This is a genomic window from Salinimicrobium sp. WS361 (assembly GCF_050750585.1).
GTDB lineage: Bacteria > Bacteroidota > Bacteroidia > Flavobacteriales > Flavobacteriaceae > Salinimicrobium.
On sequence record NZ_JBOJLM010000005.1, the window covers coordinates 13,455 to 27,921 of the forward strand.

The window sequence follows — 14,467 nt, forward strand, 5'->3', positions numbered from 1 at the left end:
CCCGACCGCGACAGCGGGAGAAAGGTCGAAGCGCTACTGAAAACGAAATAAAATTTATAACACGAATGCCCTTCTCCCCCTTTAGGGGGCGGGGGGAAAAAGGGAGTCGGGAGTACAAAGACCTCTCGACTCCGCTCGAGGTGACAGCGAAAGAGAATCTTGAATCCTGAATTTTGAATTGAACAGACTTTGAACATTAAACTTTAAACCTTGAACCAAAAGAGATGAAAAAAACGATATACATAATAGCACTTGCTTCCCTGGGATTATTCGCGACGAGCTGTGGGAGCGACGATAAAAAGCAGGCGGTGAATGAAGGTCCCGTTGTTCCTGTGCAGGTAGAAACACCATCGGGGACGGGGGATCGTTTTCTCACTGCCAGCGGAAAGATCGAAGCGGTGAACAGCGCCACCCTTAGTACCCGTATGATGGGCTTTGTCGATGACATCCACGTGAACGTGGGAGACCGGGTGAATAAAGGTCAGCTGCTGGTTTCCATCAATAACAGCGACCTGCAGGCCAAACGTGCCCAGGTAAACGCCGGCATCACCGAAGCTGAGGCCGCTTACCGAAATGCTGAAAAAGATTTCGAAAGATTTAAAGCACTTTTCGAAGAGCAGTCGGCTTCCCAGAAAGAGATGGACGACCAGACTGCCCGTTTTGAAATGGCCCAGGCAAGACTTGAAGCTGCAAAGCAGATGAGGAACGAGGTGAACTCCCAATTCGCTTACGTGAACATACGCGCTCCTTTTAGCGGAGTGATCACTAACAAATTTGCCGAGGAAGGCACCATGGCCAATCCTGGTCAGCCGCTTTTAGCAATTGAGGCGCCGGGGAATTTTGAAGTAACTGCAAGAGTTGCGGAGTCCAATATCTCGAGGATAGAAACAGGAACTAAAGTGGACGTCATTGTGAAGTCTGTTGAGCAGACTGTTCCGGGTACCGTGGCAGAAGTAAGTACTTCAGCCAGCAATACCGGCGGACAATATTTGGTGAAAGTGGCTCTTGAAGACACCGAAGCCGATTTAAAATCGGGCATGTATGCTACCGTTCGTTTTCCTGTCGAGAAGCAGGAAAATACTTCTGAAGCGGTAATGATCCCCACAGAGGCTATCATTACCCGCGGAGACCTGAAAGGAGTTTATACCGTGAGTCAGCAAAATACCGCCATGCTAAGATGGCTGAGACTGGGAAGGACTTATGGAGACCGGGTAGAAGTTCTTAGCGGACTTAACCCTGACGAGGCCTATATAGTTTCGGCAGACGGAAAATTGTTCAACGGAGCGAAAGTTAGTGTAAAGGAGTAAAACCCGCGTGAGGCCTGCCTGCCGGCAGGCAGGGATAGAGGCAGCTACCGTGTAGCGCCGAAAGCCCGACCCGTAGGGTCACGCCCAAAGAACCATAAAAAATATGAAAGAAGGATTAGCAGGCAAGATTGCCAAAGGCTTTATAAATTCGAAATTGACGGTGTTGCTCATGATCGTATTCATGATCGTGGGTGTGTACGCGTCGTTTTTAATTCCCCGCGAGGAAGAGCCGCAGATCGATGTGCCCATGGCCGACATTTTTGTAGGCTACCCGGGTGCCAGCCCCACCGAGGTGGAACAGCGCATTATCAAACCCCTGGAAAAGATGGTTTCCAACATTCCGGGCGTGGAGTACGTCTACTCTACCTCCATGGAGGAACAGGGGATGTTGATCGTTCAGTTCTACGTGGGCGAGGATATTGAACGCTCCTATGTGAAGCTCTACAACGAGCTCATGAAGAACATGGACCAGTTCCCGCCAAATGTGACTCAGCCGCTGGTGAAAACCCGGGCTATTGACGACGTTCCGGTGCTGGGGCTCACCCTGTGGAGCGAAAATTATGATGATTACCAGCTGCGGCAAATGGCCAACGAGCTGCGCCACGAGATCGAAAAGGTGGAAGATGTTTCTATCGTGAACACCATTGGGGGCCGTGACAGGCAACTGCGCGTGGTGCTCGACAAGGACAGGATGGCTGCCAGCGGAGTGGATCTGCTTGGTGTTTCTGAAAAGATCAAAGCTTCGAATCAGCAGCTTTCCTCCGGAAGTTTTGACCGCAACGACAGTGAAGTTCTGGTTAGCTCCGGAAGCTTTTTGGAATCCCCTCAGGATGTGGAGAATCTCATCGTGGGAGTGAATAACGGGCAACCGGTGTACCTGAAGCAAATTGCTACTGTTCAGGACGGACCTGAGATTTCTAAATCTTACGTGAATTTTGGATTCGGGCAGGCAATAGATGCTTCGGAAAATTATCCGGGAGAATATCCTGCGGTAACCTTATCTGTAGCAAAACGCAAGGGAGCCGACGCGATGAAGATCGCCGATGTGATCCTTGAAAAAGTGGAACACCTGCAAACGAATCTTATTCCGGTAGATGTGCATGTGGAAGTGACCCGTAACTACGGGGAAACTGCTTCGCATAAAGTAGGCGAATTATTGTTACACCTTATTGGTGCGATCATAGCAGTAACGCTTGTTGTGATGCTGGCAATGGGCTGGCGTGGTGGACTGGTAGTATTTCTTTCGGTACCTATCACCTTTGCCCTTACCCTGCTGAGTTATTATATGCTGGATTACACCCTGAACAGGATCACCTTGTTCGCACTGGTTTTCGTAACAGGTATCGTGGTGGATGACTCGATCATTATTGCCGAGAACATGCACCGGCACTTTAAGATGAAACGCCTGCCGTTCAAACAGGCTGCACTATATGCCATCAACGAGGTAGGAAACCCAACTATCCTTGCAACTTTTACGGTAATTGCATCGGTACTGCCAATGGCATTTGTTAGCGGATTGATGGGACCTTATATGAGCCCGATGCCAATTGGGGCTTCTATCGCAATGATCCTGTCCCTGTTCGTGGCACTGACAATTACTCCGTACCTCGGGTTCATTTTTCTACGTGAAAAGGAGAAGAAAGGAAAACCGGTAAAAGAGGCTCAGAACATCGAAGATTCGATGATCTATCGCATCTATAAGCGCTTTGAAGAGCCGCTTATCGATAATAAAAAGATACGTTGGTCCTTCCTCGGAATTACGGCGCTCCTTCTGCTTGGATCTGTAGCCTTGTTCTTTACTGAAGATGTAGCCGTAAAAATGCTGCCTTTTGACAACAAGAATGAATTCCAGGTGGTGATCGATATGCCCGAAGGAACAACTTTAGAGCGAACAGCGGTGGTGACCAAGGAGGTGGGACAGTACCTGAGCGGAAGCGAACAGGTGGTGAATTATCAGACCTACATTGGTACCTCTGCCCCTATCACCTTCAACGGACTCGTGCGTCACTACGACCTGCGCGGGGCGAGCAACACCGCCGATATTCAGGTGAACCTGCTGCCAAAAGGCGAGAGAAGCCTGCAGAGTCACGACATCGCTAAACTGCTGCGCCCCGATATTCAGGAGATAGGAGATAAATACGGAGCCAACATCAAGCTGGTGGAAGTCCCACCGGGACCACCCGTATTATCTACCATAGTCGCTGAAGTCTACGGACCCGATTACGAAACACAGATCGCACTTGCTGACAGTATCCAGACCATACTTCACAACACCGAAGATGTGGTGGATATTGACTGGATGGTAGAAGCGGATCAGCAAGAGTTTGAGTTTGAGATCGATAAGGAGAAGGCGATGCTTTACGGGATCGCACCTCAGCAGATCGTATACACATTAAATTCTGCTTTGGGAGAAAGAGCCATCACACAGCTGTATGACGAGGAAGTTACCCAGCGGGTAGGAATTGTCCTGGCGCTTGATGAGGAGGAAAAATCCTCTGTTCAGGATATCATGAATATCCAGATCGCTTCCCAAAATGGGCAAATGATTCCAATAGCCGATCTGGTAGAGCCTAAAGAAGTATTGAGGGACAAAAGCATTTACCGCAAAAATCAAAAACGCGTGGTATATGTGCTGGCCGATATGGCAGGAGAACTGGAGAGTCCGGTGTACGCTATCCTCGGAATGGAAGAAAAACTGAAGGAGATAGAACTGCCTGCAGGATATGAGATCAGTGACCTTTATATGGGTCAGCCGCAGTATGAAGATGACTATACCGTAAAATGGGATGGAGAATGGCAAATCACCCTGGAGGTTTTCCGGGATCTGGGAATTGCATTTCTGGGAGTTATCGTGATCATTTACATCCTCATCGTAGGCTGGTTCCAGAACTTTAGAGCACCAATTGTGATGATGGTCGCCATTCCGTTGTCGCTGATAGGAATTGTACTTGGTCACTGGATCATGGGCGCCTTCTTTACCGCTACCTCCTTTATCGGAATGATCGCGCTGGCCGGGATCATGGTACGGAACTCGGTGCTGCTCATTGACTTTGTGAACCTGCGACTGGAAGACGGGATTCCGCTGAAGCAGGCGGTGATCGAAGCCGGAGCTGTAAGAACAACACCAATCCTTTTAACTGCAGGTACGGTAGTGATCGGAGCCTTCGTGATCCTCTTCGACCCTATTTTCCAGGGACTCGCCATCTCGCTGATGGGAGGAACCATCGTTTCTACTTTCCTTACACTCCTGGTAGTGCCATTGGTGTACTACATGATCGAAAGAAAGAAGTATGAGGATAGGGAGGTGAAACCGGAGGTTGTGGAGAAACGAGAAACTGAGTTCTCTAGTTCAGAGTTATGAGTTCGGAGTTATGAGTTTTGGGTTACCGGTTGCGGGTTGGGGGTTGCGGGTTGCCCCTGCCCTAAAGGGAGGCGGAAAGTGGCGACAACAATGAAAGAACAATATGAAATACTAAACATGTCGTGTAGTTTCTTTTTTGTAAGTGTAGTGATTCCCCGGCGTTAAAAATTTTTGAAGCCTTGGAGAAAATTTAGCCGGGGGAGCACGGTTCTAATTTTGCGGGAGCAAAATTGGAAACACCTATCAAAAAAGTGTCCTTTTTTTGGTTCGTTTTTTTGGACAAGCAAAAAAATGAACAATCATGAAAAGAATCGAATTTTTATCGACCAGAGGGAGTAAACAATTTTTTAAGGAAGAACTCAATGCTCAAGAACTGTGTATAATTGGAACCTATTGCTCTGTAAATATCAAACATTTGACCATAATCCTTAAACATTAAAAAAATGAAACTACTAATAGTTACCAGCGTAGTCGCTTTTCAAAAAGACGTACTAAATCTATTCAAAAAAGCAAATATTGAAGCCTTTAGTTCTTCGGAAATAGATGGCTATAAAAATGGAAATAACCTGATCGCTACGCAGAGCTGGTTTCCAGGAGAAAAAGGCGGCAATGAATCGCTCATGCTCTTCTCTTTCACCGAAGAGGAAAAGATAACAGAGCTTTTTAAGTACCTGAAGGAGTACAACGAAAAACTGGAAACCAATAATCCCGTTCGTGCGGTGGTGTTACCTGTAGAACAATCGATCTAAATATGATCAATTAACAATAAACAATTATCAACTAAAAATTTAAGATTATGCTAAATAGATTTATACGCGGCATCGCTGGAACATTTATCCTTATAAGCCTGCTTTTGGCAGTTTATGTCAACCTCAACTGGTTATGGTTTACAGCCTTTGTGGGTGTGAACTTATTGCAATCCTCAATGACCCGCTGGTGTTTGATGGAAGACATTCTGAAGAAATTCGGAGTAAAGGAGGAGAAGCAAATAAAAGAATCCAGGTCAAAAGTTTAGATCCTTCAAAATATCATTGAAAACTCCCCAACATGACAAATTGCCTTATTTGATTGGCTGAGGATATTTAATTTCACCTGTAAAAGAACTTCAAAAAGGGAAAACTTTTCTGCTTTACCCAGGATAGATCAGTATTTTTTCAAAAATAAGGTGCTTGGGACCTGGAAGATCGGGTTCGTAAACAAGCTTAAACTTAGAAGCCATGAAAGCACAAATAAACAGGGAATGGCATGAAAAGCACAAAATGCCCAAAAATCCGACGATAGATCAGCGTATTGAATGGCATCTGGATCATGTTAAAAACTGCAGCTGCCGCAAGATACCCGGTAAGCTCGCCGAAGAAATGAGAAAAAGAGGGGTTAAATTTTGAAATTCAGTTTCCAATTTTCTTTAGGCACCAACAGAATATCACCCTTCAAAAATGCCATTTTTGAAGGGTGATATTCTGCAACGTTATAAGCCTACGCAAATACAGCTGTGACTTATTAGAGTTCTTCACCCGTCATGGGGTTTCTTAAAACAGGAGTATCAGATGAAATCTTCCTGAAGTACCCCTTTGCAACAACTGCATGTCCAAAGCCGCAACCGGAATTAAAATCTTCAGTTTCTTCATTTACTCTTACCCCTTTCCTATCAAAGGAAAAAGTGATCTTGCAGGACTTGTCGAATTGTGGGGTTCTGTAAACGGCTACTTTATTTTCAACAATTAAAGTGTCCATGAAAGATCCAGAATTGTAACTAGGAGCACCTTTATTGATCACAAAAGTCATTGCGATCCTATCAGAATCTATCTGCTTAACCTGAATTTCTCCAAAATACTCCCTTATTTCTTCAGCCGACTCAGGATTGTAGTTTCCGAAGACATAAGTTCCGGTGGAATCAAATTGATCAACTTCCGAAGTTTTACACTGAATTAAGGTAAAGATCAGAACAAAATATATCAGTTTTTTCAATTTTTCAGTTTTAATATTACAATACATAACCTCGCTAAAGATCCGAAAATGTAGCCTGTAATACACTGACTTGTTTAGCGGAAACAGCTTGGGACATAATATTATCCATGGTAGTGTTATGCATCTTTGTGCGAATACAGCAGCACTTTCCTGCATTCATAAATGTAATTTTTTAGAAGTAAATATTTATATCGCTTGCGACATAATAAATAGTTCATATATTTACATCGTGCACGACACAAAAAATAATGATTTAAAAAACTTCTCTTATGAACGGGATCCTTCAAAACTTAAAATGGAGCTATGGCGTCAAAACCCACTGGTTTCGTGCGGTTTTCAGAATTATATTAGGCCTCAGCCTAGCTTATGCAGGAATAGGTCACCTTACATTTTCGCGACTCGAATTTGTAGCACAGGTACCAAACTGGGTGCCCCTGTCTGATGATCTTGTGGTTGTACTTTCTGGGGTCGTGGAAATTTCGTTAGGCCTTGCCCTTGTGCTTCTGCCAAAATGGAAAGCCTTAACGGGATGGATTGTCGCCATATGCTTTGTCCTGATTTTCCCGGGGAATATCGCACAGTACCTCAATGGAACAGATGCTTTTGGCCTGGATACAGACCATGCAAGGTTGATCAGGCTGTTCTTTCAGCCGGTATTGATTCTTTGGGCATTGTGGTCAACGGGTGCTTATAAGGCATACGTGGAGCGAAATATTTCATCAAACAGCAACAAAAATTCCTGATCAACTCTTTTGATTCTTTCAGAAATTACTTCGGAATAAAAGAAGTTGAGAATCATATTTACAAACCTTATAATATTCAGAAATGACAAATAGATCAACAACAGTAAAAAGTCAAAGCCTGAAGCAAAAAGTTTTACGCTTCATGTACCCATTAATCAGGAAACTGGGCAAAAAAGGTAAAAATGGCACTGTCTTACTTAATGAACATAAAAGGCAGCCGCTCACTTCTTTGCACAATCTGAAAATTGACCTTAACACCGGAAAAAAGCTGGATCTGCAGGAATTTAAAGGAAAGAAATTGATCCTGGTGAATACTGCTTCAAACTGCGGCTACACTGGCCAGTACTCCGAACTCCAATCTTTACAGGAGCATTACGGCAATACTCTTCAGGTCATCGCCTTTCCTGCCAATGATTTTGCCGAACAGGAAAAAAGTGACGACAATGAAATAGCCGAATTTTGTCAGATGAATTATGGGGTAACTTTTCCGGTAGCCAAAAAAGGCGTGGTGGTCAAAAATGAGGAACAGCAGGATCTTTTCAAGTGGCTGACAAATAAAGACCTCAACGGCTGGAACCAACATGCGCCCGACTGGAACTTCAGTAAATATATAGTGGATGAAAATGGCATTTTAACGCACTATTTTGGTCCTTCTATCTCTCCATTGGAAGAGCAATTTTTAAGAGCTTTGGAATAATTACAGTGATACCTCTTTTCAGAAGGGAAGTTTTTTATCGCAGGCGATTATTTCATTTATTTGTAGCATCCTGAATAATTCCTGCAATAAATTGTACTATGGAATACGAACAACTCAAATTAGAAAATCAATTATGTTTCCCTGTTTATGCAGCATCGCGGTTAATCACGAGGGAATATCAGCCATTTTTGGACCGGCTGGAGATCACTTATCCACAGTATTTGGTCCTCATGGTTTTGTGGGAGACCAATGGCCTTACGGTAAACGATATTGCCAAGAAGTTACTTCTCAACACCAACACCATCACTCCCCTGCTTAAACGCATGGAACAACAGGCTCTAATTACCCGGGAACGCTCAAAACGAGATGAACGCAAGGTCCTGGTGAAACTAACTTCAAAAGGAAGAGACCTGCAGGAACAGGCTGCTCAAATCCCTGAAGCATTGGAAAAACGCCTGTTAGATAGTCAGCTCGAAATCGATGATCTTGTTAAGCTGAAGCAAAGACTTAATGATGTCATCGAATTTTTATCTAAGTAAAAAGACAAGCACCCTATCCTCATTTTTGTAACTTTGACCATAGCTCCGGCTTTTTTGTTCGTTTTTTTCGGCAGGAAAAGCAACGGAGCCATTGAAGCTTCACGCTATTCAGCTAACCAACGTTAAACAAAAAAAGGACCTGCAAATTAAGTTTCCATTACCCTCTTTCCATGAACAGGTCCAGAAACAGTATCCAAATGAGAAAAAACATTTTTAGCCCCAAACTTTTTATGGGTGTTGTTCTGGTAGTTTCCGCCGTATTTCTGCACTCCTGTAAGAAATCTGCCGCAAGGGAAACTGAAAATAATCAGCAACTCGAATTAAAAGACCTGGCACAGTATGTTGACCCCATGATAGGTACGGCAAAAATGGGCCACACTTATCCCGGCGCTACAGTTCCATTTGGAAGCGTACAGCTAAGCCCCGATACAGATACGATTCCCTATGCCGTCAATGGACAGTACAACCCTGATGTTTATAAGTATTGCGCCGGTTATCAATACAACGATGAGACCATTGTCGGGTTTAGCCACACTCATTTTAGCGGCACGGGTCACTCAGACCTCGGGGACTTTTTGATCATGCCCACTACCGGAGATCTAAAGCTGAATCCCGGAACAGCATCTGATCCCGATAGCGGCTACCGCTCGAGATTTTCTCACGACAAAGAAACTGCCGAACCCGGTTATTACAGCGTTTTGCTTGAAGATTACAACATCAAAGCCGAAATGACAGCTACCAGCCGGGTGGGAATGCACCAGTACACCTTTCCGGAAGCTGGCAAATCGCACATCATCTTAGACCTTGTTTCAGGCATTTACAATTATGACGATAAAAACGTCTGGACCTTTGTGAGGGTTGAAAATGACACTTTGGTGACCGGATATCGTCAAACTAATGGCTGGGCCCGCACCAGGAAAGTATATTTCGCCCTCTCCTTCAGTCAGCCAATTGAAAACTACGGAAGGGAACGTTATGACAGGCAGCCTTATAATGGGTTTTGGAGAAAGTATGATGAGTCTGAAACCTTTCCGGAGATAGCAGGTGAAAAGATCAGGATGTATTTTGATTTTGACATGAAACAAAATGAAAAGCTGAACATCAAATTGGCAATCTCACCGGTTAGTGCTGAAGGTGCCTTGCAGAATATGAAAGATGAGATCCCTCACTGGAATTTTGATCAGGTGAAGAAAGAGGCCCGGCAGGTGTGGAACGAGGAACTGAATAAAGTCATTGTAGAAACTGAAAAACCTGAAGATATGGTCAATTTCTATACGGCTATGTACCACGCTTTTTTAGGACCCACAGAATACATGGATACCGATGGAAAATACCGCGGAATTGATATGGGAATCCACCAGGCCGACGGTTTTACTAACTACACCAGCTTTTCACTTTGGGACACCTACAGGGCTTTACACCCACTTTTTAACGTGCTCCAGCCCGAAAGAAATGCCGATATGGTAGAAGCCATGATGGCACATTATGACCAAAGCGTACATTCCATGCTGCCAGTGTGGTCGCACTACGCCAATGAGAACTGGTGCATGATAGGCTACCACAGTGTTTCGGTCATTGCAGATGCCATAGTAAAAGGCAATGCCGACTTTGACCAGGAACGGGCCCTTGATGCCATGGTGCAAACAGCTAAAACAGGATATTATGACGGCCTGCAGTATTATATGGACATAGGTTATGTGCCCGAGGATAAAAATGGCGCATCGGTATCAAAAACATTGGAGTATGCCTATGACGACTGGGCCATTGCCCAGGCTGCAAAAAAGTTGGGCAAAAATGACATTTTTGAAGAGTTTATGAAGAGGTCAGAAAACTACAAGAATGTCTTTGATCCAAAATCGGGCTTTATGAGACCTAAACTGAGTGATGGCAGCTTTAAAAAAGAGTTTGATGCTTTAGACACCCATGGGCAGGGCTTTATTGAAGGTAACGCCTGGAACTACAGCTTGTACGTGCCTCATGCCCCTGCACAAATGATTGAAATGATAGGCGGGAAAGAAAAATTTTCTCAGCACCTCGATTCCCTGTTCAGCATGAATCTTCCGGATAAATATTTTGCCAATACCGAAGATATTTCCAGGGAAGGCATCATTGGAAATTACGTGCACGGCAACGAGCCGTCTCACCATGTGGCCTACCTGTACAATTGGACAGATACTCCCTGGAAATCCCAGGATAAGATCAGAATGGTTTTAAAAGATCAATATCAAACCGGAGCCGATGGTTTGGGTGGGAATGATGATTTTGGCCAAATGAGCGCGTGGTATATCTTCAGTTCTTTAGGATTTTATCCCGTGGCACCGGGCAGTGAAGATTATGCCCTTGGCAGCCCGGGCGTTAACCAGGCCACTATTAATCTCGAAAACGGAAATACCTTCAGGGTAATTGCCGAAAATCAAAGTGAAGAAAATGTATTCGTAGAGAAGGTTGAACTTAACGGAAAGAAACTGGAAAGTCCTTTTATCAACCACCACGATGTTATGAAAGGGGGAGAATTAAAATTCTATATGGCAAGTACTCCAAACCGGGAGCTGTATAATTAGAATTCCGGCTATTCTTTTGTTGCTCTGTTGAGTAGAAATATCTGTTCAGTAGAAATATGAGTGAATAAAAGTAGTCTTACCTTATCTACTACGCATAGAATTGAATACTTTTCAAAAAAAAGCAGATTTTTTCGCTTTCGTTAGAGAAAGTTCTTACATATTATGTTAAATACAGGTTAAACCGTATAAAAACATATTTTTCTATAGAAAGAAATGACTTATTTTGATATTAATATTCGCCTGTAAAGGCACTACAAGTGAGAAGTGTACCCCCCTACAATACTCTTCTCACTTTTTTATTTTCTTTATTCTTTGCTTTTATTTTCAAGGAAGAACCTAATCACATCTGTAGTCGTAACAATTCCGGTTAGACAATCATCATCTACCACCGGTAAGGCGTGAAACTCGTGCTCCAAAAATAATTTGGCTACATCTGTGACTGTATGGCTGGAAGTGATATATTCTACCTTCTGTGTCATCACCTGCTCTACTGTGAACATTTCATACACAGTGGCTTCAACATCATCTCCACCGCCATCGGTCGCATCGGCAAAAGAGATCCTAAGCAGGTCGTTGAGGCTTATCATGCCTACAATATGCTCATTTTCTACTACCGGAAGATGCCTTATGTGGTTCTTCTTCATAAGAGATTCGGCTGTCGAAAGACTATCAGACAGCGAAAGACGCAAAATGTTTTTGGTCATTATCTGGGAAACGGAAATATCATTTTTCATCGGAGTTCTTTTTATCAGGAGCTATCTAAAAATACAACAATTCTGTCTCATTTTAAATTCAGAATAAGGAAATATTCTTCAGAAAATGCGCCGGAAATAACTTGAAAATGTAAGAATTCTTTTAAATCTCTTATATTGCCGTCTTTATTTTAATCCCTAACATTTAACATGAAAAAAGTTTTATTGTTTTCTCTTGCCGTCAGCCTTCTAGGCTGTAAAGCGCAGCAACCACGAGACATCTCGGAAGCCAACCCAATGGAGTATGCCAGTACAATTACTGCTAAAGAATTAAAAGATCATTTGTACATCTTCGCCAGTGACGAATTTGAAGGAAGAGAAACAGGAGAACCTGGCCAGAAAATGGCGGCAGATTATCTTAAAAAAGAATATCAAAGTCTCAACATTGCCTCGCCTTTAGGTGGTGATGATTATTTCCAGGAAGTTCCCGGCAGTTACTTCACACGCGGTACTGTGAATGATACTGAAAATGTTTTGGCCTTTATTAAAGGTAGTAGCAAACCTGAAGAGGTGCTTGTAATATCTTCTCACTACGACCACGTGGGTATTGATGACGAAGGAAGGATATACAATGGTGCCGATGACGATGGTTCGGGTACTGTTGCAGTACTTGAAATTGCTGAAGCTTTCAAAAAAGCGCAGGAAGATGGCTTTGGCCCCGAGCGTTCTATTCTTTTCCTTAATGTTACCGGAGAAGAAAAAGGACTGGTAGGTTCAAAATTTTATTCTGAAAATCCTGTATTTCCCCTCGCTAATACTGTAGCCAACCTTAATATTGATATGATTGGCCGTATTGGAACCGATATGGAAAGTGCGGGAGATTACGTCTATCTCATAGGAAGTGACAAATTAAGTACAGAACTTCATGAAATAAGTGAGGCAGTCAATGAAAAGTACCTGAACATCAACCTGGATTATACTTACAACGACGAAAACGATCCAAACAGGTTCTATTACAGAAGCGACCACTACAATTTTGCAAAACATGATATTCCAATCATATTTTACTTTAATGGAGTGCATGAAGATTACCACCGTCACACAGACACGCCAGATAAGATAGAATACGATTTGCTGGAGAAGAGAGCTAAGCTGGTATTCCTTACCGCCTGGGAAATAGCAAATCGCGACACCCGACCTTACGTTGATAAACCTACCCTGACTGAAGCTGGAGAGTAGTTTTTTACGAGAAATATTATTACCCAATCCTCACAGGTTTTTAAAACCTGTGAGGATTTTTTTATTCTGTCTCCTCCCCACCCCGACCTGCGGCCACCCCTAAAAAAGCGGGACAGGCTCCCTCCGAAGGAGGGGATTAAATAATTCCATAAAAAAGAACAGCTCCGGAGGAGCGACAGATCTTAAATGAGGTCCAAAAAATAGCTCCTTTATTTCCAAAGGAGCCTTTAAAACGGGTGGAAGACTGGGTTCCCTTCGATGAAGTTTATCCTGAGCGAAGTCAAAGGGCTCAGGACAGGCTTCTCACCCTTACTTTCTCATCGATAAAGTTCCCAAAACAAAAAAAGCTCCTTGTTTTCACAAGAAGCTTTATGGGTGGAAGACCGGGTTCGAACCGGCGACCTCTGGAACCACAATCCAGCGCTCTAACCAGCTGAGCTACAACCACCATTTTAATCGGATGCAAATGTAATATAATTCCTCTCTTCTACAAAAGAAAAAAATTGAATTTTTTACAGGAGATCAAACAAAGAATCTACCGCCACATGTCGGCTCACGTTATATCCTTCGGCATATTCTACGCTAACGAGCCTACCTAAATCCCTGGCCCTGTAGGTGATGCTGTCAAAAAAATTACTGCTTGAGATAGGAGTTTCGGGCTCCTCACTATTTTCGTCCCAAAACTGCGATCTATAGGCTTTAACAGACGCTAATTTCTTGTCCATGAAGCCCGTAACATCTACCACAACATCGGGGGTAAGATTTTTCCATTGTATGTAATGAAAAACACTTTTTGGGCGCCATGCCTCCTGGGAATTTCCGTTGTAAATGGTCTCAATCTTACGCAAGCCACTCAAAAAACAGGCATCAGCTACCAGCTTTGCCCCTTTTCCATGATCTATATGCCGGTCGTCTATCGCATTGCACAACACCAAATCTGGCTTGTACTTCCGCAGCACTTTTATGATCTCAAGCTGGTGGGCTACATTATTCACAAAAAAACCATCACTGAATTCGAGATTTTCGCGCATTGACAGCCCCAGGATCTTTGCCGCATCGGCAGATTCCTGGTCCCTGATCTCTGCGGTACCACGAGTTCCCAGCTCCCCGCGGGTAAGGTCTAACACCCCCACTTTTTTACCCCGCGAAATTTCTTTGGCCAGGGTAGCCGAGCAACTCAATTCAACATCATCGGGGTGCGCCCCAATGGCAAGTATATCTAATTTCATTTTTGTAATCTTTCTTGTCTTGTTCGTGAAAATTTAGCCACGAATACACGTATATTTTTTATTTACTCTTCTATATATTGATCCACTGGAGCTTTTTCAGCAAACCTTCTGAACACCCCTTGATACTGCTT

Annotated in this window: 13 protein-coding genes and 1 tRNA gene; 10 read left to right on the forward strand and 4 right to left on the reverse strand. The window is 43.7% G+C overall.

The window, feature by feature from the left end:
* The first annotated feature begins 224 nt into the window (after positions 1-224).
* The 5 genes from ACQ93I_RS06105 (at position 225) to ACQ93I_RS06125 (ending at position 6,053) form a co-directional block, all read left to right on the forward strand.
* Positions 225-1,307, forward strand: coding sequence for an efflux RND transporter periplasmic adaptor subunit (locus ACQ93I_RS06105; protein WP_431697670.1), 1,083 nt, complete (start codon positions 225-227; stop codon positions 1,305-1,307).
* 103 nt (positions 1,308-1,410) lie between these two features.
* On the forward strand, positions 1,411-4,668 hold the full coding sequence (locus ACQ93I_RS06110; RefSeq protein ID WP_431697671.1) for an efflux RND transporter permease subunit: 3,258 nt from the start codon (positions 1,411-1,413) through the stop codon (positions 4,666-4,668).
* 443 nt (positions 4,669-5,111) lie between these two features.
* The gene (locus ACQ93I_RS06115; RefSeq protein WP_431697673.1) at positions 5,112-5,417 is read left to right on the forward strand and encodes a hypothetical protein; all 306 of its coding nucleotides are present in this window, start codon (positions 5,112-5,114) and stop codon (positions 5,415-5,417) included.
* A gap of 47 nt (positions 5,418-5,464) precedes the next feature.
* Positions 5,465-5,683, forward strand: coding sequence for a YgaP family membrane protein (locus tag ACQ93I_RS06120; RefSeq protein ID WP_431697674.1), 219 nt, complete (start codon positions 5,465-5,467; stop codon positions 5,681-5,683).
* Positions 5,684-5,885: 202 nt separating this feature from the next.
* Positions 5,886-6,053: a hypothetical protein gene (locus tag ACQ93I_RS06125; protein ID WP_431697675.1), complete on the forward strand. Its 168-nt coding sequence runs from the start codon at positions 5,886-5,888 to the stop codon at positions 6,051-6,053.
* Between the two features lie 115 nt (positions 6,054-6,168).
* Here ACQ93I_RS06125 and ACQ93I_RS06130 read toward each other — a convergent pair whose 3' ends face one another.
* A complete protein-coding gene (locus ACQ93I_RS06130) occupies positions 6,169-6,636 on the reverse strand; it encodes a hypothetical protein (RefSeq protein WP_431697676.1) in 468 nt (155 codons plus the stop codon).
* 269 nt (positions 6,637-6,905) lie between these two features.
* On the opposite strand from ACQ93I_RS06130, the gene ACQ93I_RS06135 reads away from it, so the two are divergent.
* The 4 genes from ACQ93I_RS06135 to ACQ93I_RS06150 all read left to right on the forward strand — a co-directional run bounded on the left by ACQ93I_RS06135 (position 6,906) and on the right by ACQ93I_RS06150 (position 11,176).
* A complete protein-coding gene (locus ACQ93I_RS06135; protein ID WP_431697677.1) occupies positions 6,906-7,379 on the forward strand; it encodes a DoxX family protein in 474 nt (157 codons plus the stop codon).
* 82 nt (positions 7,380-7,461) lie between these two features.
* Positions 7,462-8,076: a glutathione peroxidase gene (locus tag ACQ93I_RS06140; protein ID WP_431697679.1), complete on the forward strand. Its 615-nt coding sequence runs from the start codon at positions 7,462-7,464 to the stop codon at positions 8,074-8,076.
* A gap of 98 nt (positions 8,077-8,174) precedes the next feature.
* The gene (locus ACQ93I_RS06145) at positions 8,175-8,615 is read left to right on the forward strand and encodes a MarR family winged helix-turn-helix transcriptional regulator (protein WP_431697680.1); all 441 of its coding nucleotides are present in this window, start codon (positions 8,175-8,177) and stop codon (positions 8,613-8,615) included.
* Between the two features lie 197 nt (positions 8,616-8,812).
* Entirely contained in the window at positions 8,813-11,176 is a 2,364-nt protein-coding gene (locus tag ACQ93I_RS06150; RefSeq protein ID WP_431697681.1) for a GH92 family glycosyl hydrolase, read from the forward strand.
* Positions 11,177-11,481: 305 nt separating this feature from the next.
* Here ACQ93I_RS06150 and ACQ93I_RS06155 read toward each other — a convergent pair whose 3' ends face one another.
* On the reverse strand, positions 11,482-11,910 hold the full coding sequence (locus tag ACQ93I_RS06155; protein WP_431697682.1) for a CBS domain-containing protein: 429 nt from the start codon (positions 11,908-11,910) through the stop codon (positions 11,482-11,484).
* Between the two features lie 168 nt (positions 11,911-12,078).
* On the opposite strand from ACQ93I_RS06155, the gene ACQ93I_RS06160 reads away from it, so the two are divergent.
* The gene (locus ACQ93I_RS06160) at positions 12,079-13,107 is read left to right on the forward strand and encodes a M28 family metallopeptidase (RefSeq protein WP_431697683.1); all 1,029 of its coding nucleotides are present in this window, start codon (positions 12,079-12,081) and stop codon (positions 13,105-13,107) included.
* A gap of 373 nt (positions 13,108-13,480) precedes the next feature.
* On the opposite strand, the gene ACQ93I_RS06165 is transcribed toward ACQ93I_RS06160, so the two are convergent.
* Both ACQ93I_RS06165 and bshB1 read right to left on the reverse strand, forming a co-directional pair.
* Positions 13,481-13,556: transfer RNA gene (locus ACQ93I_RS06165), tRNA-His, on the reverse strand.
* Positions 13,557-13,619: 63 nt separating this feature from the next.
* Positions 13,620-14,336, reverse strand: a complete 717-nt coding sequence (gene bshB1, locus ACQ93I_RS06170) for a bacillithiol biosynthesis deacetylase BshB1 (RefSeq protein WP_431697684.1) — start codon at positions 14,334-14,336, stop codon at positions 13,620-13,622.
* Between the last annotated feature and the right edge of the window lie 131 nt (positions 14,337-14,467).

Bases quoted from the DNA above. Each gene is read 5' to 3' on its own strand.
- ACQ93I_RS06105 (WP_431697670.1), top strand. From the start codon at position 225: ATGAAAAAAACGATATACATAATAGCACTTGCTTCCCTGGGATTATTC.
- ACQ93I_RS06110 (WP_431697671.1), top strand. From the start codon at position 1,411: ATGAAAGAAGGATTAGCAGGCAAGATTGCCAAAGGCTTTATAAATTCG.
- ACQ93I_RS06115 (WP_431697673.1), top strand. From the start codon at position 5,112: ATGAAACTACTAATAGTTACCAGCGTAGTCGCTTTTCAAAAAGACGTA.
- ACQ93I_RS06120 (WP_431697674.1), top strand. From the start codon at position 5,465: ATGCTAAATAGATTTATACGCGGCATCGCTGGAACATTTATCCTTATA.
- ACQ93I_RS06125 (WP_431697675.1), top strand. From the start codon at position 5,886: ATGAAAGCACAAATAAACAGGGAATGGCATGAAAAGCACAAAATGCCC.
- ACQ93I_RS06135 (WP_431697677.1), top strand. From the start codon at position 6,906: ATGAACGGGATCCTTCAAAACTTAAAATGGAGCTATGGCGTCAAAACC.
- ACQ93I_RS06140 (WP_431697679.1), top strand. From the start codon at position 7,462: ATGACAAATAGATCAACAACAGTAAAAAGTCAAAGCCTGAAGCAAAAA.
- ACQ93I_RS06145 (WP_431697680.1), top strand. From the start codon at position 8,175: ATGGAATACGAACAACTCAAATTAGAAAATCAATTATGTTTCCCTGTT.
- ACQ93I_RS06150 (WP_431697681.1), top strand. From the start codon at position 8,813: ATGAGAAAAAACATTTTTAGCCCCAAACTTTTTATGGGTGTTGTTCTG.
- ACQ93I_RS06155 (WP_431697682.1), bottom strand. From the start codon at position 11,910: ATGAAAAATGATATTTCCGTTTCCCAGATAATGACCAAAAACATTTTG.
- ACQ93I_RS06160 (WP_431697683.1), top strand. From the start codon at position 12,079: ATGAAAAAAGTTTTATTGTTTTCTCTTGCCGTCAGCCTTCTAGGCTGT.
- bshB1 (WP_431697684.1), bottom strand. From the start codon at position 14,336: ATGAAATTAGATATACTTGCCATTGGGGCGCACCCCGATGATGTTGAA.